This window comes from Paenibacillus luteus (assembly GCF_006542765.1).
Lineage (GTDB): Bacteria > Bacillota > Bacilli > Paenibacillales > Paenibacillaceae > Pristimantibacillus > Pristimantibacillus luteus.
On record NZ_SKCD01000055.1, the window covers coordinates 108,090 to 131,769 of the forward strand.

The window sequence follows — 23,680 nt, forward strand, 5'->3', positions numbered from 1 at the left end:
CTTTCACCTTATCAAGTGAGCGGATGTGCATAGTGAGAAACGAAAAGAGCCAAGTCATTTATAAAATGACTTGGCTCTTGATTATAGATTCCAGATACGGTACAGGATGACTGCTGCTTCAGCGCGGGTGAGTAAATCGTTTGGCGCAATTGTGCCGTTTTTACCGTTCACAATGCCAGAATTCACTAAGCTTTCAACGCTGTCCTTCGCGTAATCGGAAATACTCGCTGCATCAGGATAAGTGTCTAAAGTTCCACTCTTTTCAAGCGGCTTAGTAGTGGCCGCCAGTGCCCGAGTGGTCAGAACCATCATATCTTGACGGGAGATAGGGCTGTTAGGTTTTAACGTATGATCAGCAAAACCAGTAACGATTCCCAATTCCTTCGCAATGACTAGCTCATTATAATAATATGCACTTTTTTCTACATCGCTGAACGTCTCTTCATTTTTCCCAGTTCCTTGCAGTTCGAGCGCTCTGACAAGAAGGGCGATAAAGTCCGCTCTCTTGATGGAAGCAGCAGGAGAGAAGCTGTTCTCGGAACTACCTTTGATGACATCACGCGCAGCCATGGCGTCAATCGCTTGCTTCGCCCAAGGCACATGATTCAAATCTCCAAAGGTTTTGAGTACGGAAGCCACAGCATAGGTGCTGAAGTGTGTGGTTTGGAATACAACTCTTCCTGTTGCCGCAACATAACGGCCATTCGGAATCGCAGTTACCTCACCATTGTCGGCGATGTACCAAACTACGATTGAATCCGGATTGCTTAACTCTTCTGCTGTCGGCGTGTAAGGAATAGAGATCGTTACAGGTGCCTTTGCATTGTTCCAAGCGATTGCTTTACCATCGACAACCAAGCTTAGATCCAGCACTGGACGGTTGCCGACCAGTTGGCGAGTAGATGCATCCATGTGATCTGTAGTACTCTTGCTTACGCGAACAGATACTTGTTCAGCGTTCACTGTCACATCGGATAGCATGTTGCTTGGAATATCGATCGTAGCCTGTTCACTTTTCATCGAAAGCACGAAGTTCTCGGTACCTTTCAAGCTTTGAGTTGGCAATTGTACTTCATACGCATTCGCGTTAGATTGCTTCGGTACTTCAATGACGACTTGTTTCTTACCGTTAGCTGCTGGAGCAGCTTGCGCTAGTGCTTTCTTCAACGTTTCGTCGGAAACGGTGCCTGTTGTACGGCTTCCGTCGCTTTTCACTAGTGGATGGATGGTAACAAAGCCGTCTTTCATTTCAATAACTCCGGTCGACGGGGCAGGTCCGCTGCTGACGGGATCGCCGGGAGGAACCGTATTATTCTTGCTCAGAGTCAGTATGCCGTATCCGGAAGTGTCCATATAATTATTGCCAGTCGTATCATTCCAAGTGGCAACACTTTGACGGGCACCATCCTTAGCGTCATTGATCTGAACGTCGAATCCAATTTTCTTGTCAGCGCCAGGTGTCACTTTCTTAAACGGTATCTTCACTTCAACCGTATAGTTCGTGCCGGAAATTTTAGTTGCCGATACGAAACCTTCTGCAAAGCTTGTCGGATTGAATGAGGTTTGGTTGTCAAAATTCACCCGGTACTGTCCATCATCATCTTGATAGAACGATGATTTGCCATTGTTTTCGTCCACGAAGATTTCAACAGAATCCTGCTCATGTTCGGCTGCGCTACTCTTGTCAAGCTGTGCGTCGCGTACCTGGACTAGAACGTACAGGTTTTCATTGTCCCAGAGCGTCTTCGCCACTCCGGTTGCACCTTGCCACGCCATCTGATAGCGATTAATCGGTATTTCAGGCGCGCTGCTCCAAACCGAATCAACCGTGCCGTCGATGGTAGGCGTGCCGAATTGGGCACTGGATTGCTTGGCATCTACCGTTACTGGAGCGTGCTCTTTCAAGTATTTATCCGGGTTGATGACAGCGTGATAAGCAGGTTTGGCAAGCAGGTCTTTATTGAACAACAATGGGTTGTTCTCTGCCCTCCAGCTGGAGCTGTCATTCAGTCCCCAGAAGGTTACGCGTTTGATATGCTCAGCGTTAGCCTTATAAAGCTCGAACAGCTGGGCATACAAGTAGCCTTGAGCATTTGCAAGCTGCTCCGGAAGCTGATAGTTGCTTCCAGCCTGAACATCAAGTTCGGTTATGCTGACTTCTACACCTAAAGAAATAAATTTCTCCAACGACAGCTTAACGTTAGCTGGGTTCGTGTTGACATTGTAGTGCGCTTGCATGCCCACACCGTCGATGAGAAGCTTGCCAGGGTGAGTGAGCGCATACTTATCATTGATTTCTTTGACCATGCTGTAAATGGCATGGGCTTTGTTCTGATTATCATCGTTATAATCATTGTAATACAGCTTGATATCCCATTCAGGATTCTCGTCCAGCACTTCTCTTGCTAGTAGGAATGCCTGCTCTACGTAATCTGTGCCAATCGCGCTTTTCCAAGGGGCTTGTCGTAGAGCTGCTTTCCAATCCGAAGGATTAGATGGGTTATCGTTCATCGCCTCGTTGACGACATCCCATGAGATCACTTTGTTGCCGTAATGCTCCATGACCGTTTTGATATGGTTTTTCATATTGGCGAGAGCTTCCTCGCGTCCCAAAGGCGCGTCATCGGAGCTGCTCATCCACGCTGGTGTCTGCTGATGCCATACGAGCACATGCCCATGGACCTTCAGTCCCTCGGCCAATGCTTTGTCAACGAGCGAATCTGCTCCAGCAAAAGTAAAGTTGCCTTTCGTTGGCTGCATCTGATCCGGCTTCATTGCATTTTCTGCAGTGATGACATTGTGATGCATCTTGAGAAGCTCAAGTCTAACGCCCGCAAGATCATTAGAGGATACTGCGTTACCAATCAGGAAATCGTTCTGATAAGCATCCTTGAGCGGAGTGAGATCTTTCTCCACGACGATAGGTCCTGTGCCAACTTTCTCGAAGCGGACATCATCAATATAGAAAGAGGCTGTCTTCTGATTAGAGCTTTCCAAATAGATCGTTAAATATTCGTCGCCAATATTGGTATAACGGTAGGTTCCCTCGAACTGAACCCAGCCGTCACTAGCGTTGATCGTTTTGGCTGAAAGAGTAATATAGCTCGGACTGCTATTGCCAACCTGCGTAGACAGCTGAAGCTGCGAGCTAGCAGGCGAGATCAGCTTGGCCCAGAGCGAAATTTTATATTCGGAGCCTTTGTCTACATATTTTTCTACGCGCAGTGATGGCGCGTGCCATGAATCGGATCGGTTCTCTACCTTTAATGCGTACGAACCGTTTTCCGTATGGTTAGCTTCATTGGTAACGGTTAGTGTTTCTGTGCCTGCTCTGCCTACAAAACCGTTGGTCGTTTGATTCTCAAAGGTAATGGCCGTAAAATCTAAAGCTGGCGGACGAGTTTCTTCCTCTTCACCACCGCCGGAAGCTACCTTCTCCGTAATCAATACATCTCCAATATAGAATGGAACAGTGGCCCCAGTAGAGTTCGATTGAACGCGTAAGCTCACATCTTTGCTGGTATCCACCGTAAATTCCTTCGTTAATGTAAAGGCTTTGCCAGCAACAAACTCTGCGCCTGCCAACCAGCCGTAGCTGTCCACCGTTTGGAGAGCGGCTTGTGCTCCGGCAGGTACAATTACATCTGCATCAACATAGCCTGAAACGGTTACCGAATAGGTTTTTCCATTGGTCAGACCGATAGTCGCGAATTTGAAATCAACCGCATCATAGTCATTTTGTCTGTTGCTAACGGATAAAGCTGCTCCATCAGCATTGCCATCGAATGTTTTATCGGTGGACAACGTCAGACTGGCGTTACCCGATTGGGTGGCAGCTCCTTTTCCACCAGCAAAGGATTCATGGTAAACCGTATTAATCTGTGTTTGCTCGGTTGGTGCGGGTCCGCCAACCAGCGTAGCGAATTGGCTAAGTGTTGTGGTTCTCTGCATGTAGTGACGGCCCATAGCGTAGCTGCCTTGATTCGGATAACCTACTTTAAAGGCATATTTGATGTTACTTTCCGCTGCTGCAGCTTCTGCGTTTTCATTAAAGGTGCCGTATGGGTAAGCGAAAAGAATAGGGTCTTTGCCTGTGTGATTCTTCAGATAGTCATTCGCTGCGGCAATCTCGCTTGCAGCTTGCTCCTTAGTGATTGAACTTGTCCAAATTTCACCGCCTGCAGTATCGCTGCTTTGGCTATGTGTCTGGGAATGGTTTTGAAGGCTGACGCTCGGCTCTTCTGCAAGCGCTTGCAGTTGTGAGGTCGTCATGCTGTACCCACCATTGATCCAATCACTAACCACAAATTGAACGGATTTCATTTGATATTGCTTTAAGATTGGAAGCGCATGGGTGATGAAGTCAGGTGTAGCGTCATCAAATGTTAGTAGAATCGGTTTGTCAGGGGCGCTTTCTGTTCCATCGAGGATGTCAACATACTGTTCTGCTGATAAAGAATTATAACCATTGTCGCTCAGATACTTCATTTGCTTTGTGAAATTTTCTACACTGGTATGAGTCCAGTCATCCGTCGCATTTACAACGATCCGGTGGAACAACATGACAGGTATTTCAGGCGCTGCTGCTTTTGCGATTGGCGCAATCCAGCCAGCAGGGCTGAACAAAGCAGCTGTGAGTAAGAGCGCGATGATCTGTTTGAGCTTTCTACTCATGAGATGCATTCCCCCTTAAATGATTTGAAAAACAATTAAGCGCTTACAATATATTGGAATAATCCTCCTTTCCAGAGTTTTATTATATCGTGTATCCAAAAAACGTTGGACCAGAAGAACTAAAGAACATATTGTACTTTTTATATATTAATCTGGTAAATAGTATGAATTGTGCTGAATTCACTCTGAAGGCATGACAAAAGAAGGGGAGTAGAAAAGAGTGGAGGGTAGGCTAACGGTGTAACGGAAGGCTGCTGCCATGCAGCAATTTATGCTGAATATCATGCGGCAATCGGATGCAGAGGTTTGAATGAGGGGTATAGAGGCTGAAGATAGTTATAGCTCTAAAGCTTCCTTCGTAATCTTTTGGATATCAACGGGGCAATTGGAGCTTTCCTTAACGATGTCAGGTAAAATATGTTTTAGAAAATAATCTACGCAATGCAGCTTTATTTTTTTGATTTTGACAAGCGCTTCGCGGTACATAATAACAAATTCCTTCTCTGTATTTCCCCGTTGCAACTCAGTAAGTGCTTCGTACACTTGATCCAATTTATCGGCGACTTCCAGAATGAGCCCTTCAACGGAATCATCTTTGCCCTCACGGAGTTGTCTGCGGAAAATTGGCTTGAGCTCTTCTGGAATATTTTCCTCTATAAAAAGTGCAATCATGCCTTCTTCTACTTGCTGCAGCATGCCGCGCAGTTCTAAGGAGTAGTGCTTAACCGGCGTTTTAATATCGCCAATAAATATTTCGCCATAATCATGGCTGCTCGTAATTTCGTAAAGCTTCTTCCAATCAATCGTGACGCCATTGCTTTCTTCAATATCTGCCAAGGTTTTGGCGTACTGTACAACTTTCCAAGAATGAGCGGATACGCTGTGCTCTTCGAACTTAAACTTCCCAGGACAACGAATAATGCGTTCAAGATCGTTTAATGATTGAAAGTACGTATGAATTCCCATGCATGTAGTTCCTTTCCGGATTAGATATAGGTTGTGATGCATTACAGGTAGTATAAAGCTTGTTTGTTAAGGGACGATTAATTTAAGAAGGTAATATATGAAAATTGGAATTCCTTTTAAAGGTGGTAAACGGCGCCTACAAAATATTGAAATTATCGCCTTAGTTATCGTAGTTTACCCAGCTAAAGAGCATTCTTTAACTATTGGCGGAGGGTCAATAGTTTGCGGTTGACACGTTGATATAAATGAATGAACAAAATTTCAGGGTGCGGATTTTTACAAGGCGTGCCTTTGTGTTCAGTACGATATAGAAGAAGGCGTGAGCAGTTGAAAAACGGGTATAATTAAGCTATGCTCTTGAATGAGAATGAATATCAATTAGTGCCGCCAAAGGACGGCAACAGACGTTTCACCTGGTACTAAACAAAATCTTTTCTAAGATTTAGGAAAGGCTTAGATTTAAATAGATGAAAGCCAGCGTAATGAAAGGAGCGGACAAACAAAATGAGGCAATCGGACAGACGATTTACGCTCTTGGACACACAAACGTTTACTACAGCCTCTATGGAGCCTGAGCTTCAGCTGTCCGAGCAGCATAAGCTTCTGGTTATTTCAAATGGCAGCGGAGAGATGGATGTTAAAAGTAAAAAGTTAGTGGTGCATCCTGCTCATGTGCTGCTCCTTCCGCCGGGAACCGAGTGGGAATTCAGAGCATGGGGCAGCCAGCCGCTTGAATTTGATCAATTTTCATATGACATCTATGTGGTAGGAGAAGATGGCAAGCTCTGTTGCGAGACAGAGGTATCCATCATTCATCAGGCGATGACATTGCAGGAAGCAACCGTGCTCGCCCGCAGCATATCAAACGGTTGGAACGGTGATCGATGGGATCGAATGGAGGCAAATATCCGTTTTCAAGAGCTGCTGCTAGCTGTACTTAAACGGGCGGAGCTGGAACCGCAGCCTCAATTCGATCATGTCCGCGAGAGAATTCAGCTATCCAAAGCACATATTGAAGCCCATTTCCAACACGACCTTACACGCGAAAATTTGGCATCGATGGCGGGGATGAGTGTTGCTCACTATGCCAGGCTGTTCAAGCGGGACGTTGGACAAGGGCCGATGGAGTATTTGAACGAAGTCCGTATTGCCCATGCTGGCGATTTACTGCTCGGCGCTGAGCGTACGATTCGGGAAACGGCACATCGGGTCGGATATCAAGACGAGTTTTATTTTAGCCGAAAATTTAAAGCGATCACTGGATTTTCCCCCACTGTATATATGAAGAAGCACCGGACATCCTCACGCATTGCTTCCGCTGCCATTCCTTATACCGGTCATCTGCTAGCGCTGGGCGTGCAGCCTTATGCGGCGTTGGTTAACCCGTCTCAAGAGCCAACTGCTGGATTGCGCGATACGTTGGAGGTTGGCCATGGCCAGCCAGAGCTTGATCGACTCCTGATTGCACGTCCGGAGCTTATCATTGGCTTTGAACGCACTGACTATGCAGAACCTGACAAGGCGGATCTATTTCGGCATATCGCTCCAACCTGTACGGTTTCCTTCCAGGGGGAATGGCGCGACCATCTGCGTATGATTGGGAGAGCAGTCAATCGGGATCAGGCAGCGGAGTTGTGGCTGGAGCAGTATGAAACGCTCGCCGAACGCTCACGTGCTGCTATAAGAGAGAGAGTCGACGGCCAGACGGTGGCGGTAGCTCAATTCCAGGGCGGACGTTTCCAATTGTTTGGAAGTCGCAATCTCGGGACCGTCCTCTATCGAGATCTGCAGTTGATGATGCCAAAGCAATTAGCCGAAGTCTCCCATTCCCAAATGCTGACGGTAGAGCAGCTGGCCGAGTATGATATTGATCATCTTATTTTGTTCACTGCCGATGAAGTCCAGCAGCGCGAGGCGCTCCGGCGTTCACTGGCCTCTCATTCGGTGTGGCGAGAACTTAAAGCCGTACGCAATGGCCACACCTATGACCTCGGTGCATCCCGCAGCTATTCCTGTTACACGTCTTTATCTCATGATTTGTTTCTACGCCGGACGACCGAATTGTTCATGAGCCAAACGTCCATGTTATGAGCATGGACGTCCATGGCGTTACAAGCAGAGTCTGCCTATAATAAACAATGATAATGATTATCAAAATCACATTGGAAGGCGTGTGGCAAGTGTTGTCGAACAATTATTTTTTCTCACCGTTTATTAGACGGGGGACCGTCGTTCTCTCGGTTATGCTGCTTGTAGGTTTATTAGCTGGTTGTGGGGCAAACGGGATTTCTGGAGGCACTACAAATGGTTCCATTTCAGAACAGACGGATTCGTCGAGCAATTCAACTAGTCATGCTTCTCCAACCACATCCGAAGCGGAAACACGGATCATTACTACGGTTAAGGGAGACGTGGAGGTGCCGGCACATCCGAAGAAAGTAGCGGGCATGCTTTATGTTTTCGCGGATCACCTGCTTGCGCTCGGCATTGAGCCTCATGCTATGGTTACTTACAATGACCTTGGATTTCCTGAATATTTAGCAGATCAGATGAAGGATACGCTGGTCATCGGCTCTGGAGAAGCTCCGAATTTTGAAGCATTGCTTCAAGCGGAACCCGATCTTATTCTGGCGTCCAAGACATTGAACGAAGCCAATTACGACGAGTTGTCCAAAATTGCGCCTACGATTCTTTTTGACAATGAGAATGAAGGGAATTGGGAACGATTCCGCGAAACAGCAGCTGTCTTCGGTATGGAAGCCGAAGCGGACCGCATTCAGGCAGAGTACAACACGAAGGTTACCGATGTTCATGGTCGGCTAGCTGCCGAAGCGCCGGATGAAACAGTGGCATTTATGCGGGTACAGGATAAACAATTGCAGTTGATTCAGCCTAGTGATAATTTCACCTTGTTTGGAGCGTTAGGTTTAACGCCGGCATCCGTGGAGGGTATCGATTTTAAGGATTCATGGAACGTTCCTATTTCAGCGGAGGTACTGCCGGAGCTGAATCCGGACCGTATGTTTGTTATTCTTCGCCCTGGTGATGCTAACAAGCTGGCGCTGGACAATATTATGGATACTTCGATTTGGTCCTATTTGAACGCTGTGAAAAATGACAAAGTCTACATCGGGGATGCGAATCTTTGGTTTGCGGGTTTTGGACCTATCGGCCTTAGCAAGGTTATCGACGAGGTTGCTGCTGCATTCTCGCTCCAGCCCTAAAGGTTAATCGGCTATGAATAGATTGAACAATATCATAGAGACGATACGGGAGAGAAGAACCATTCAGGAGTTTAATGGCGCTCCAGTATCGAAGGAATTGCTCCTTACGCTGCTCGAGAATGCAGTGTGGGCACCATTCCATTCGAAGAAAGAGCCCTGGAGATTCATCCTGTTTGTGGGTGATGGGAGACGGGCGTTCGCAGAGGCGGTAATGAGTACCAAGCCGCCGGAATTTGTGGCGAAGCACGGTTCGCAAATGCTTGAGGCTTACTGTAGCCAAACACCCGCGCATCTTATTGTCGTTATGAAGGCCAACTTGCCAGAGAAGGCATGGGAGGAAGCTTTCGCAGCAACCGCTGCGCTAATTCAGAACATTCAACTGTTGGCGTGGGAGCAAGGCATTGGAGTCGTATGGAAAACAAGTCCTTATAATGAAAACCCTGAATTCTTGGCAGCAGTCGGCGTAACGTCTGAGGAGAAGGTTGTCGGCACGCTGCATCTGGGGTATTTTGATCCGGAAGTAAAGCTTGATCCAAAACCTCGTACACCAGCGCGGGAGCTGTTGACGCTAATTGGCGATTGAAAATATTGTGCGCACCCATAAGGGTGCGCACTTATTTGTGTTTGACAGACTATAAAGGGCGAACGATAAATATTTTTGACAGGTCATGAAGACCGCGAAGCCTTGTGGCTGCGCGGTTTTTGTCGTTTTTCGTGGAAATCTTTTATTATTCTTTTATCGTAGGTCATTAGACTTAAGCCTAAGGGTCACTAACGCTGCCGAATTCGGGCTCTATCAAATAAAGAGTTATCTCTTAAACCGATTGGCAAAATGAAAGGGGAAATTATGGTGAGGAAAAAAGAAGTCAGGAAATTCCGGGGCTTGCTGCTGAGGTGGATCATGATTGCAAGCTTGGTTGTTGGCCTTATCGCTCCCGGACTGGGTAACGCGAGTGAACAAGCCTTCGCAGCATCCATGGTTCCGGCTCCGATTACAGGCTCGTTCTCGGATTTATCGGGGCATTGGGCCGAGAAGACGGTGAGGGAATGGGCGGGACAGGGCTTAATTGAAGGGTTTGAGGATGGCACCTTTAAGCCGAATCAGGCTCTAAGCCGGATTGAATATGTAACGCTGGTCAACCGCTTGTTTGTTTTTAAGGGTGCGGGAGATAGCCAGTTTACGGATGTAGCACCGACAGCATGGTACGCTGCACAAGTTCAAGCAGCGTCGGGTGCCGGATATATTCAAGGCTATGCTGATGGCACATTTCGTCCTAACCAAAAACTGAGCCGAGTGGAAGCAGCCGTTGTCCTGTCGCGGCTTGTGCCGGTAATTGGCAAGGAGGGGGAAGAAAGGCTTAGCGGGTTCAAGGATCAGGCGAGCGTTCCGAGCTACGGACGCAATCCATTGGAAGCGATCATTGAAGCGGGTTATATGAGTGGTCTTACGGATGGCACGATTCGTCCACTTCAGCCGATGACACGTGCGGAGGCCGTCAGCATGCTGGATCGGGTGCTAAAGCAATCGACAAGATCAGAGGATGGCTTGATTGCCCGTGCTAAGATTCTTGAAACTGGCGGCACATGGGGTCCGTCACAAGGGAATTTAGAGATTGCCGGTGACGTCATTATTCAAGCTCCGGGTACAACACTTCGCAATGTGACCATTAAGGGGAGTCTCACCATTGGGAAGGACGTTGGTGAAGGTGACGTTTTTCTAAAGGGAGTGAAGGTGCTTGGAACCACGTTAATTAACGGTGGCGGTGAGCATAGCATTCATATTGATGATTCCCAGCTTGGGAGCGTCGTAGTCGAAAAAATTGATGGGCAGGTTAGGGTCGTTGTCGGAGGCACGACAGTGATCAGTCAAATGGACGTTCAGACCGCTGCAATTATTGAATCTTCTATAACCGAAGACAGTGGAATCAAAGGAATTAGCATCTCCGCATCCGGCGATGTCATTTTGTCAGGGAAGTTTAGTCAAGTCGAAGTGAAAAGCGACGTTCAGCTTACGGTTGCTTCAGGATCAATAGCGAAATTGACGGTAGTTGGACAAGTCAATGGCTCGACCATCACTCTCGCGGAAGGCGTCAGCATTACCAACATGGAACTGCATGGGGCTGCGAGCGTGAAGGGCAAAGGAACGATTGAGAATGCTCTCGTTGATTCGCCAGGAGTTACCTTTGAGAAGGAACCCATACATAAAGAAGTAACGGATAAGGGTGGCTTGTCTGGAGGAGCTGCCGGAGGAACTGGCTCACCTGGTGGACCAACGGGTCCAACTGATCCAACAAGTCCAACCGACCCGGTGGATATAGCGGTCACCGCGACTGCCGGACAAGCAGGTGTGATGGGATTCAGGCTCGCGTTCAGCACGCCAGTACCGGGGCTTGCCGTCACTAATCTAACATTAAAAAATTCAACAAACAGCAGCATAGCGGTTACTTCTGTCGCTACGCTGAGCGGAGGCAGCTCTTACTTTATTTCAGCCGCTCTTACGGAGGGTGAGTCTTATACGCTGACGATTACCAAAACCGGTTTCCGGTTTGGTGATGATATTGGGTTTCAATTCCCGCTTACTGAGCAGCCTACGGTATCCGTTACTGCATCGGTATATGGAACTAGCGCCGCAGGGTTCTCATTATCGTTAAGTCCAGCGGTTGCTCATTTGGCTAACGCTGCATTTACGCTAAAACATGGGAACGAAAGCGTTGCTATCCTAGCGATAACAGAGGGTGCGGAAGGCAGTTCTTATGCTTTTGAAGCGGCACTTACCGAGGGTGAAACCTATTCGTTATCGGTTGTCCAAAGCGGATACGATTTTGGCGGCGCAGTGCCGGTGTTCATTCCAATAACCGATCCTGAGGTCATCCCTGTGAACGCCTCCGTATCTGTGGTTAGTGCAGCAGGCTTTATGATTACGCTGGATACTCCGGTCACAGACTTAACGGAAACTAATCTAACGTTGGTAGACGCTGTAGGTGCTGTAATTGGATTGACAGATGTTATTGCAGAAAATGGCGGAACGACCTATGCCGTTAAAGCGGATTTGCTTGAAGGAGAGACGTACACGCTAACGATTCGGAGAACTGGATATAGCTTTGGCGCAGCCCTTGCGGTTACCGTTGCACCACGTGGCAATATTTCGGTTCATGCTGCCGTTAGCAGAATCTCGACCGCGGGCTTTATGCTGGAGCTGGATCGGGCAGTTCCAGGAATTGATGCTCTAAGCTTTGTATTGAAGGATGACGCCGGATCGGACGTAGGCATTAACATGCTGAGCGCGGTTTCCGTGGGCAAAGAGTTTGAAGTCTATTCCTCTCTGACCAAAGGGGAATCTTACTCCTTATCACTCGATGTAGAAGGTTACGAGTTTAACGGCGAAGTTGTCTTAAAAGTTGAACCGTCCTCCATTCTGTCGAACGTAGACTGGGTCAACCGCCAAGCCTTTCAGTTGAATTTTCCAAACGATGTGGTTGATTTGGCTCATGCGTTAATCACGATTGAGGATGAAGAAGGGAAGCCGCTTGCTGTCTCTTCGGTTCAGACGAATGCGGATGGGCGCTCTGCCACCATTTCGGCTAAGTTCACGGAGACGGGAAGCTATCGTTACCGGATTGATGTTGACGATGACCGATATACGGTTGGCACGCTCGTCATTCCAGAGAAAATAACGGTAGAAAAACAAACCGTATATGAGCAATCTAATAAAGGTATTATCGTGCACTTCAGTGTACCTGTTCCGGGATTAACCACAGACGCGTTTTATCTGGCGAATACAAGCGGCGTTCCTATTGTTATAGATAATGTCTCCACATCGGATAATGGCAGCAGTTATTTCGTTGAATCAGCAGCCATGCAGTATCAGCCTGTAACCCTTAAAGTGAGCAGCGAGGGGTATGATTTCGGAGATACTGCAAGTATTGTTCGGACAACGATTAACCCTTGGTATTCGGGCGTCGGCCCGAACAATGTTATGGTGGGGCTTAACCCGAATCTAACCGATATGACTGCGAATCATTTTAAAGTTGTAGATGCATCGGGCAATGCGGTAGCCATTACAAATGTCTTATGGGACCCTCAGCAAAGATTTTATATTGTTTCCTATAATGGCTTAAGGGGAAAACCTTATTTTATTAGCGTGAAACGTGAGGGCTACGACTTTGGGGTTCGTAAGTCGGTGACTCTAGCAGAGAAAAATACCATTACGGACATATCCTATGCCGGATTCACTTTTGTTCTTAATCCTCCCGCTATCATAGATCCAACCCATGGCTTTGTTCTCAAGAGGGCAGATGGAAGCAACGTGACACTGCGATCTGTCTTGACAAGTGATGGGGGTTGGAGCTATCGAATAGATGCTAATCTGGCTCCTGGTGATTATGTAATGAAGGTCAGCGCGACCATGGACCAGACGATTTATAACATTCACGTTCCTGTCGTCACCACAATCTCGGCAGACCAGGTCGTTGATAAGGGACTTCGAGTCAAGCTCAGCTACGCCATTGCCGGCTTATTGCCAGGACAATTTCTTCTGACCCGCAAGAGTACGGGGGAGCAGGTGACGGTGCAAGACGCTGTGACAACCGATGGCGGTCTTACCTACCGATTAAAGGCCGACTTGCCTGGCGGCAGCTATAACCTGAGTCTTTCTGGCCATCTTCCTGCACAAGGCATTGAGTTTGAAGCGGGAGAGACGATCGACGCAGGGCAAACGACCATCAGCAATACAGCCATGAGCGGCTTTGATCTGGTATTTGAACAAGCGGTTCCGGGCTTACTGCCGGCTCATATTCAATTGACTGATAATCAGGGCAATCCGGTTACTGGATTGGCGCTGACAACTACCAATGGCGGTTTGTCCTATCATGTCAGCGTGAATCTGATCAGTGGTCGTGACTATACGATTGCCTTCCTTAAGGATTACGCAAAGTTTAGCGGACCAGTAACGTTTTACGTCAATCAATTCGTCACTGGAATCATTACGGACGTTTCGAAAGACGGAGCCATATCCGTCACTTTCTCCACGCCACTCAGACAAATGGAGTACGGACAGGGCCTTGCGGTGAAGGATGAGCAAGGAAATCGCTATCATCCAGGTACGCTTGCGATGTCTGCCGATGGGAAAAGCTTTGAGATGTCTTTCGGCGGTACTTTTGCTTTGACGCGTGGACAAACCTACGTTTTCGATATTGAATTAGAAGGTTATTCGTTTAGCCATCTAGCCTTCAAGGTACCTTCCGCGGCAACTGTTACTAGATCTTCGGTTGCGGGTGTTACCGTACATTTTGATACTCCTGTTCCCGGACTTGGGAAGCAAAATTTCGTCATTCGGGGGGCTCAAGGGGAGATTATAACCGTAGCTTCTGCCGTAACAACCGATTCCGGAAGCAGCTATGTATTGGGAGCAGCGCTGACTGCTAGCAAAGCCTATACTGTTCTAGTCAAACCTGATTTAACTTATCAACGTTTCGAGCCGGTATCGTTTGTCTTAACTAAGTTGATTACCGCTTCCGTATCCGAGATGAAGAAGGATAGCTTCAAACTCAGCTTTAGCGAAAAAGTTACTGATTTGAAGCCTGCCGAAATTATTCTTCGGGGCCCAGACGGACAACAGATTCCATTCACGGAATACTCCTTATCCACAAAAGATCAGGGCTTGACCTATACGGTAGTAGTATCTTCCATATTTAGTGCAAAGTACTTATTGGAATTGAAACGCAATGAATTTATGCTGGCGGCACCCGTAAAGGTGGATACCCCTGCAGTAGGCTCAGTTCGATTGATAGGCACGACGGCAGCGAAAATGGTTGTTGATGTCTATCCGATTATTACGGATATGACGGGCGACAATTTTAAGCTGACAGACAGTAAAGGCCAGCCAGTCGGATTTACGCTTCAATACGAAGGAGGAGCAAGTTATTCCCTTAATGGGAATTTTAATGTGTCCGAGACATACAGCCTTGTTGTTTCCTATCCGGGGTATGACTTTGGCTATCCGCTATCGGTTGGATTAAAGGTTCGCGTTGACGCGGTACTTATTCGCCAGTCACAGCAGGGCTTCACCGTTTATTTCTTCCCGTCGGTTCCGGATCTTCAGCTCGCAGACGTGAAGGTTAAAGACAATAACGGCAATACACTTGCGATACAATCCATTCAGACGAACGATGAGGGAGCAAGCTATACCGTTACAGTTCCTTTAAAAGGAGGAATGACTTATACGGCCAGTGTCGACAAAGAGGGTTACCAATTCTCGACGCTCGACAAGATTACATTGAACTCGCGGTCTATCGCTTCTGTGCAAGCCAGTGTTTCGCAAGTCACCTTACACTTTGCGGAACAAACGATGCTATCGACTTCGGATATTCATCTATTCGACGAGAACGGGGCAAAGATTGCCATTCGCACGAATGTATCACACGACGGCGGTTATTCGTACGAGCTTGGCGCCACACTTGTCCCTGATAAGGTGTATTCTGTGCTCATTTCCAAAATGGGCTACGATTATGGTGATCCGTTATCCTTCTCTATTCGCTCCATTGGGATAAGTTTTGGCGGGATGATAAGCGGGAACAATCAAGCTTTTATTCTGAATTTGAATCAGGCCGTACCTCACTTGCGATTAAGTGATTTCCAGCTTAAACGCGCGGACGGAGGAAAAAAAGCAATTACTACTGCAACAACGAGCGATGGGGGAAATAGTTACCTTATTGAAGCTGAGTTTTGGGGGGCTGAGCAGTACACGATCGTTCCGACCAAAGCGGGCTATGATTTTGGCAAACCGATCGTCGTTGATGTCCCAATCATCGCAAATGCTGCAGTTCTGAGTTCAGGCGCTTCGGAAATTGTCATTGGCCTTAGCCCTGCCGTATCGGACTTGGACGCTGGCCATGTTGTCATCACGGACGAGGATGGCAATCAGCTTACCGCAGCTTCGGTCGTGTCGGATGATAACGGACTAACCTATCGGATTAAAGCCTCTTATCAGGGGGGCAAAACGTATTCCTTTGCGCTAAGCAAAGCCGGATATGATTTTGGACAAAAATTGTCGGCATTGCTGCCGAGTGCAATGATCGGGACGGTGGAAAGCGCGACCGAAACGGGACTTGTCGTTTCCTTTGCACCAGGATTAAGTGGACTGACCTTGGGCAGCTTTGCGTTAAAGGATTCCCAAGGCGGCTTGGTAGTTATAAAAACAGCAACAACCCATAACGGTGGAAGAACGTATACGTTATCCGCAGCGCTCGAAGGTGGAAAAACGTACAAACTGACCATGATGGCGGGCGGATATGATTTTGGAGCGGCATTGAGCGCTTTTGTACCGGTACCAATAAATCCATCCATAACTGAAGTCAGCAAGGAAGGTTTTGAAGTACAGCTGGATTCTGCTGTTCCAGGCCTGAATATAAGTGACTTTAGCTTGCGTAATAGCCAAGGCGTTGTGGTTACGATCGTTTCCGCAACAGCCGTGAACGACGGCAACCAATATGCGGTACATGCTCTGCTCCAAGATGGAGCGGCATACAGTCTGACTTTAATGAAGAGTGGATACGCATTCGGCAGCGGACTGCCGATTCTTGTACCGGCTGCGCCTGTGCCAGAAGCACAAGTGCCTATTCAATTGGCGGCAGCTCAAATAACGACCAACGGTTTCACATTGGAACTAAGCAAAGTGATTGCTAATCTGGATCGTGCCTGGCTTACCCTGCAGGATGACCAAGGACGAGTAATTGGCTTCCAGCTTACGAATCCAAATTCGAATAATGCCAATGCACCGAATGCAGGACGAATCTATAACATCATTGCTCCGCTTTCTGCAGGTGTGAAATACAAGCTGATCGTTCAAATACCGGAACGTGTGGTAGTAGGGCCGCTTGATGTTTATGTGCCTATAACGGAGTATCCGAGAAGTTTGGCTGCTACCAGAAGCGGATTGAAGGTCACTTTCGTTGGAGCGGGTCCGAAGGATCTGCAGCCAGAAGATATTACGCTCTTGTCGGAGGACGGAACGGAGTTCGCAGTCACCGGAGTCGTTGCTGGTGAAGAGGCAGGGTCATTTTTAATTAATGCGAATGTGGCTGAAGGGAAAAAGTACACGGTATCGTTTAGCAAGCAAGGCTATATCTTTGAAGGGCAAGCAAATCTAAAAGGGGTGTATGTGCCGTTTTTTATCACCGTATCCTTTGTACGCGTAAACGAGAACGGGTTTAATCTGGTGCTTAGCGCTCCGGTACCGAATTTGAATATCGAAATGCATAATGGTACCGCAGTTTGGTATCGTCCGACCTCAAGTTCGACACCGGACTTTGGGCAAACCTATTCGATTACTGAATATATCGGGTATAACAAGGAGTTTAAGCTTCGCTTAAGCAAGGACGGGTATGACTTGGGGCCCGAAATGATAATCAGCAACGTGAGCACCCCTCCCGAGCTGGTCGAGGCGGTATCTAGTGAGAATGGAAAGGCCATTACGCTGACCTTTGATAAGCCGCTTGCCGCTGTTAATTCTGGATCTACGTTTTCTGTGAAAATTAATAATCAATGGCAAAGCGGGGTTATGACAAGGCTAACCGCCGATGCAACGAAAATTGAGCTGACTTGGAGCAGCAGCGGGGCAGTGATTAGCTCCACTTCGACCGTAGCTATCGCTTATAGCGGTAACAACCGGGTTAAGGCGGTCAATCAGACTTTTTTAGCTACTTTTGGAGAATATCAGGTAGCTAATGTAGCCACGCTGGAGGGCTTTCTTCAAAGTTATTCCAGCCAGTATGATGCCGTCTATCCTGTACATGTATTGCGGATTGATTATGGCAAGACTGCGCTAGAGTCATTAAGGCTGCTCCGGCAAGCGGGATTTACTGTGGCTAATTATGCGAAGGCGGTCAAGAGTGAGTACGGTTTGGCATGGAGTGAATTCATCCGCCTGTTCTATGAGATTAGCGCAGATGCACCTACGTTGTTTCAAGCTTTAAGCGGTTCAGGCTATAACGCCAGCTATGTTCTTCTGATTCCAGATTTCATCTCGGCTGGTTATGAAGCGGAAGATATTGCACTTCCACTTCGAAACAAAGGGTATCAGACGCGGGAACTAGTGGCACCATTTAAAGTGGCAGGGGTAACGGCTGATGCTGTCGCCTATGTCCTGCGCTATACGTATGCGGAGCAGGCTGCCAGCGCCACTGCAGCATTGAAGCTTGGCAAGTACAGCTTGAGCGAAATTAGGAAAGCTATTCAATTTATTTATGGCTTATCGAACGCGAGCACTGTTGAAGCTATAGCAGCCGCGAAGTTTACGGCAGTGGAAACTGCCGTTGTTATTAAGGATGCTTATGCGGCAAATAGCGTGGATAACGCGAAGCTTCTTGGAGGTGCCGGTTATCCAGCTAACGAAATAGGGGTTGCGCTGCGAGACTTGTATTCGTTCAGCGATGCCAATGAGGCGGTTCAGACCTACTTGGGCGCAGGATTCGACGCGGCGCAAGCGTATGCTATTCTTAGAAGCTCCTTCGGCAAGCAAGAAACAGCCAAGGCCATGCTGGAGGAAGATGTCTCCACAGCGGAGGTAGCCAAAGGCATTCAAGCCTCTGGTGATGGAGCGGCTGTTTTCGTTGGCGCTATGAAGAGCGGGGGATACGAAAACGTTGATATTGCAAGTGCCTTACTGAGCGCATGGGGGTCCGAAGTGGCTGGCTTAATAGAGGCTATGAAAGGATTTGCCGATCATGGGTATGACATGGAGAGCAGGGCACAATTGCTTCGGCAAGGCTTTGGGGCGGAATTGTCGACTACCATCAGTGTGTTGTATCCGGCCGTTTCAGGTGCACAAAGAAAGACGATGCTATTGTCGTTGATCCACGCCGGATATGATCCTGCGGAACTTACGGCTTACTTTCTGAATAATCGACTGGCCAGCAGCCGCTCGGAAGCTTTGACGCTGCTGCGACAGTCCGGGATGTCTACCGCACAAGGATTAAGCACGATTCGAAATGCCGCTATTCGAGGAGGTTCATCCTTCACGCTGGAGGATGCGGTGGAAGTCATTTACCGCAGCTATGACCGCTTTGAAGCAGTAGACGTACTGAATGCGCTTCGTTCGGCTTTTGCCGGTGATGAGACGGTGAGTGTGGATGCCACTACTATGGCCCGTTCGCTTACAAGCATCAAAAGCTGGGAGAAGCTCGTAATCGGACAGGCTCTAAAAGCTCAGTTAGGTTTGACGCTGCAGCAGTGGGTTGAGCTTGAGAGAACATCAGCATTTGATTATTTTAAATGTCCTTGCCAAGTATCGACGGTTGTCAAGGATTCGCAATATTTGTTCCCAGGAACGTCAATACAAGAAGTAACCGTAGCGATGAGTCTCTCTAGTCTTTATACGCTAGGTGACATTATTGAAGGGACGATCAATCTGTACCCAACGGGCGGGGTCCGGGCGAATGGATTGCCTTATTTGACCGCGGCACTGAAAAACTCGGGGTACACCTTCGTAGAAATCGCAGAGGCATTCGAAGTACGGGGCTGGTCCGAATGGATTGGGGCGTTCAGCCGACAAGGCATAGCAGCGAGTGAGGTTGCTGCCTATTTCAAACAAACAGCTTTACCTCCAACGATTGGGCAAATGATTACACGCCTTGCTCCATATCCAATAAGGGATATTGCATTAGTGCTGAGAACAGAGTATGGCTTGGAGTCTTCCGAAGCATCGACGCTTTTGCTTAGCGCTTATACACCGGAAGAAGTAAGCTCTGCCATTGCTTCCGCTTATGGCGGAGATCCCATGACGATCTGGATCAAAGTGCTGAAGGAGCAGGGAGCGACAGCTATATCTGTCATCAACACGCTGGGCGCGCTTTATCCGTCTTATTTTGACTCAGGTAAAGTTGGGCCAGCATTGATTAAAGGCGGATATACGAAAGAAGAAGTAATGGAAGGGCTTCTCATTCATACTCGGAGATTGGGGAACTTGAAGACGACCATAGGCATTTTGCAAGCCTTATACGGACAAGAACAAGTAACCATCGCCGAGCTATTGGACGCTTCGTCCAGCAAGGAGCCTAAAGACGGCATTGCATTCCTTAGAACGAGCGGTTATTCGCTAGCTGTTGTGGCAAATAGTTTGAAGGATTATTATCATCTTACTTCCAGCGAAGCTTCATTTTTGCTTGCTAAAGAATATCCAAACGATATCGATAATATTCTGCTCGGACTGGCCTCCTTATACGGTCAAGGACTGGATGAAACGGTTGCAGGCGCGTTGGAGCAGCAAGGCATTACGACGATTGGAGCAGCGGTTCATTACCTTTATGCCGCGGGATTCCCGGTTAAGGATATCGTAAGTGTTGCCAAAGGCCATTTTAATCAATCGGCTGGTGAAATCGCGCTTCGCTTATCAACGGTATACTTGTCATCAAGCCATGTGCTCATTCAGGCAGTAGCTTCGGTATACGGGCAATCGGCCGAGTTAACGATGTACCAGCGGCAGGCTGCAGAAGGTACAGCTTCCTTCCCCATCGGAATCGAACTTGCTTATAAGGCGCAATTCAGTCTGGTTTCAATGGTGCGAATGGCGAAGGACGGTTACGGCATTTCTTCAGGGGCTGCTCTGCAAGCGCTGATGAATACGGGAAGGTATAGGCAGTCTGATGTAGTATCCGCTGTATCGACGATTTACGGCAGCTCCCAGAACGCTAGCATTATCGACGCCCTTGAGGTGCAGCACCTCGTAACGTTTGTTGACGCTGTGCCTTACCTTAGAAAAATGAGGTTTAGCCTCCGGGATATGATTCAGGTAGGGAAAGATTATTATCATCTAGATTCCTCGCAGACGGTATTGGCTTTAAAGGATCATGCAGTCGAGGAGGAGAGCCGGATATTGGCGGAAGTTTCTGCTGTGTACGGCTTGACGTTAGAGCAGGTTACGATTCAAGCTATGATCGACCTAGGCATTGGCCAGTTGTCGGATGCGATTCCGCAGCTCAGGTTGACCTATAGCTTACGAGATATTATCCGAATTGCGAAGGACTATTACCGCATGACGGCAGGAGAAACATTAGGTGTTCTCTCCGAAACAAACGTTTATTCATTTAATGAACTTGTTGCGACAGTATATGAAGTTTACGGCAAGCCAATTGATGAAAGCTTATCCAGCCTGCTCAAGAGAAACCAAATCAATACATTAGAAGCGGCTGTACCTTTCTTGCGGGGAATGGGCTATACCTTGAACGATATTGTGGGGGCAGCCAAGGATTACTTTGGATTTGGGGCAGAAAAAACGTTGGGGGTACTGAATGCTCTCCAAGCGGACAACGAGAAGGTCATTGAAGTGACGGTAGCAGCCGTTTATGGGCAGTCTTCTGAGTCAACGACGCTGCAACGTTTGGAAGAAGGAGGAATTAAGGACGCGTCAGCGGCTATTCCTTACTTGTGGGAATCTGGCGTACCAATGATGGAGATAGTACGCGTATTAAAAGAGTTTTATGGCAAAACAGCCGGCGAAGCCGCTACATTGCTTATTAACAGTCAGCTATTTGGACTGGATGTCATTCTAAACAGCGTAATCACCGTTTATGGACAGTCAGTGAACGGTTCCTTAATCGAAGCGATTAAAGCAAGCGGAGTGACATCTGCTGGAGCTATGGCAGAGCTGCTGCTGCATGCAGGATACCGCATGGAGGACATCGCTAAGGCAAGCAAGGAGCAGTATGGCAAGACGAGAGAAGAGACGCTTGCTATTCTTCAGGGACTTTCTGCATATCAAGAAACGGCCATTCAACTGGCGCTGAGTAAAGTATATGAAGAGGCTGTTACGCCGGTAACGATTATTAAAGACGTGCTTAAGCTAAAAGGGGTTACGACAGCCCAAGGCGCGGTTGTTTTTCTCAAAGAGGCTGGTTATGAGGTTAAGGAAATCGTCCAGTATTTAAGATTTGATTACAAGCTAGATTCGGGTGCAGTGACGGAACTGCTTTCTCCTTATTTTAAATCGGAAGCGATCGGGCTTGCTATTGTAGCTGTCTACTACACCAACACAAATCTGCGGGTATTGGAGGATATTTTCCCAGCGACAACCGCCTTTGTTCCACTTAATGTCGTTCGGTTTATGAAAGACAAATTTACTGTAGCGGATATCGTACTCGCTATGAAGCTGCTGTTCCAGTTGGATGCTGCAGCTGTAATGGAACTCATCCCGGGAACGTTGATTCCGCAGGATAAGGTTCGCATAGCTGTTGGCGAAGTATTCGGTGGCAATCCATTGCTCACTTATCTCGCCCGCATGAAGGCAAATGGAACCGATGTAATTGGCATTACAACCGAGCTTGAGCGTCAAAACCTATTGGGGCCTGACCAGTCCGGTTACTTGACCGACACGTTGCTCACTCTCGGCTTTGACCGGTCCAGCATTATTAGAGCCTTCTACATGTTCTTTACGAGCGGTAGAGGGACCGGAACTACGGTAGAGGAACAATCGACGATGTTCGTGAAGCTTGGTTATACGCAAGCGGGAGATATCATCGACGTACTGAAACAAAACGGTTACGTCAATAGTACAAGCTACGCTTACCGCATTTTAACTACCGTCAAGCTGGCTTTGCCGAATGTTTCTTTGGTCGAGGTTGCTAAGGCAATGAAAAGCCGCGGATATGCCGGCAGAGACATTTTGAACGTATTGAATCAATACAATGTACGGGAAGATGCCATTCTCGATCTATTGAAGGAGTACGGTTATAACGCGGTGGAAGCTCTGAGTTTTATGAGAGGCCGAACTCTTGAAGATCAGCTGTATTGGGTGCATAAAAACGGTTATTCCGTTAGGGAGTATCTGAGATACACATTCAATTGGGATAACAATGCGATCTCGATTTTGAAACAACTGGGCGTTTCATCCAGCGATATGGCGATTGCGTTGAATAGTTACGGGAATAGTTTATATTACATCTCTAAATATCTGTATGATGGCGGGTTTACGGAAATTGAAGAGCTTACTCGGGCGCTGCTAGCTACGAATGCCCGTGTCCAATGGATTCCATATAATCTGCTGGAGCTCGGGCACTGGTCATTGAAGGAAATTGCTAAGGGAATGCTGGACTCGGGACTGATTACTCTCGTTGAGCTAAGCAGCGCAATCCGGATGGCCAACTCCAACAATTTAGCCGAGACCTATCTCATTATTAAAGAGATATCGACTCGTGAGCAGCAAGCTTTTTACGACTCTCTGTCTTCAGTGGAGCGCAAGCTGCTCAGCAATAATGAAATCGCGGTTATTGTTACGATAACTACGCTGCGGAGCGACAATGTGAAGATAGCTGAGGTTACGAAGCTATTGAGAAGTACCGAAAGAGAGGACTATAAGAAAGCGATTATTCTTATGGCCCTCTCCGGGTACAATGTTTTTGACGCTTTGGATGCGGTATGGGACGTTTATCGCTTCGAAATTGGGATCGATATCCTCAAAACCATGATAGGCCAGACTTGTACGAAGGTGCTTACTGAGTTTAAAGATTATTACAGGCTTGGAAACCTCATTTACAGGATCGTAACGAATGTAGCAAAGTAATCAACGAAATGGTAGGCAAAACATTTAGGAAATAGGAAAACACCCTGTCAGGTTCGTCGCCTTTGTGTGGCGAGACAGGGTGTTTTTGCTGTTTTTTAACTTTAAGTAAATAATTCCGACTAAAACGATGTGAAATAAGGAAAAACCATTGACAGCAAGTAGAATAACGCTTTATGATGGGTTCATGGGATTAATTACGAATCATTTCGTCGGATAATGAAAGAGCACACATCTACTGGACAACCAGAGATTCGCTGTAGGAGCA

General features: G+C 47.6%; 7 protein-coding genes. 5 read left to right on the forward strand and 2 right to left on the reverse strand.

All coding sequences use genetic code 11. The annotated features are described in order from the left end of the window. Nucleotides 1-81: 81 nt before the first annotated feature. Together E0496_RS29145 and E0496_RS29150 are read right to left on the reverse strand one after the other, a co-directional pair. The gene (locus tag E0496_RS29145; RefSeq protein WP_141505351.1) at nt 82-4,674 is read right to left on the reverse strand and encodes an endo-1,4-beta-xylanase; all 4,593 of its coding nucleotides are present in this window, start codon (nt 4,672-4,674) and stop codon (nt 82-84) included. A gap of 336 nt (nt 4,675-5,010) precedes the next feature. After that, complete coding sequence (locus E0496_RS29150; protein ID WP_141505352.1) at nt 5,011-5,640, reverse strand: YfbR-like 5'-deoxynucleotidase; 630 nt, start codon at nt 5,638-5,640, stop codon at nt 5,011-5,013. Nucleotides 5,641-5,737: 97 nt separating this feature from the next. Here E0496_RS29150 and E0496_RS37025 point away from each other — a divergent pair, with 97 nt between their 5' ends. The 5 genes from E0496_RS37025 (at nt 5,738) to E0496_RS29170 (ending at nt 23,415) form a co-directional block, all read left to right on the forward strand. Continuing rightward, nucleotides 5,738-5,872 carry a hypothetical protein gene (locus E0496_RS37025; protein WP_277755894.1) on the forward strand — a complete coding sequence of 45 codons (135 nt, stop codon included), beginning with the start codon at nt 5,738-5,740 and terminating at the stop codon, nt 5,870-5,872. A gap of 302 nt (nt 5,873-6,174) precedes the next feature. After that, nucleotides 6,175-7,731, forward strand: coding sequence for an AraC family transcriptional regulator (locus E0496_RS29155; RefSeq protein ID WP_206669903.1), 1,557 nt, complete (start codon nt 6,175-6,177; stop codon nt 7,729-7,731). A 53-nt stretch (nt 7,732-7,784) separates the two neighbouring features. Beyond that, on the forward strand, nt 7,785-8,864 hold the full coding sequence (locus E0496_RS29160; RefSeq protein ID WP_206669904.1) for an ABC transporter substrate-binding protein: 1,080 nt from the start codon (nt 7,785-7,787) through the stop codon (nt 8,862-8,864). A gap of 13 nt (nt 8,865-8,877) precedes the next feature. Continuing rightward, nucleotides 8,878-9,447, forward strand: coding sequence for a nitroreductase family protein (locus tag E0496_RS29165; RefSeq protein ID WP_141505355.1), 570 nt, complete (start codon nt 8,878-8,880; stop codon nt 9,445-9,447). A gap of 267 nt (nt 9,448-9,714) precedes the next feature. Continuing rightward, complete coding sequence (locus E0496_RS29170; protein WP_206669905.1) at nt 9,715-23,415, forward strand: S-layer homology domain-containing protein; 13,701 nt, start codon at nt 9,715-9,717, stop codon at nt 23,413-23,415. Nucleotides 23,416-23,680: the final 265 nt, after the last annotated feature.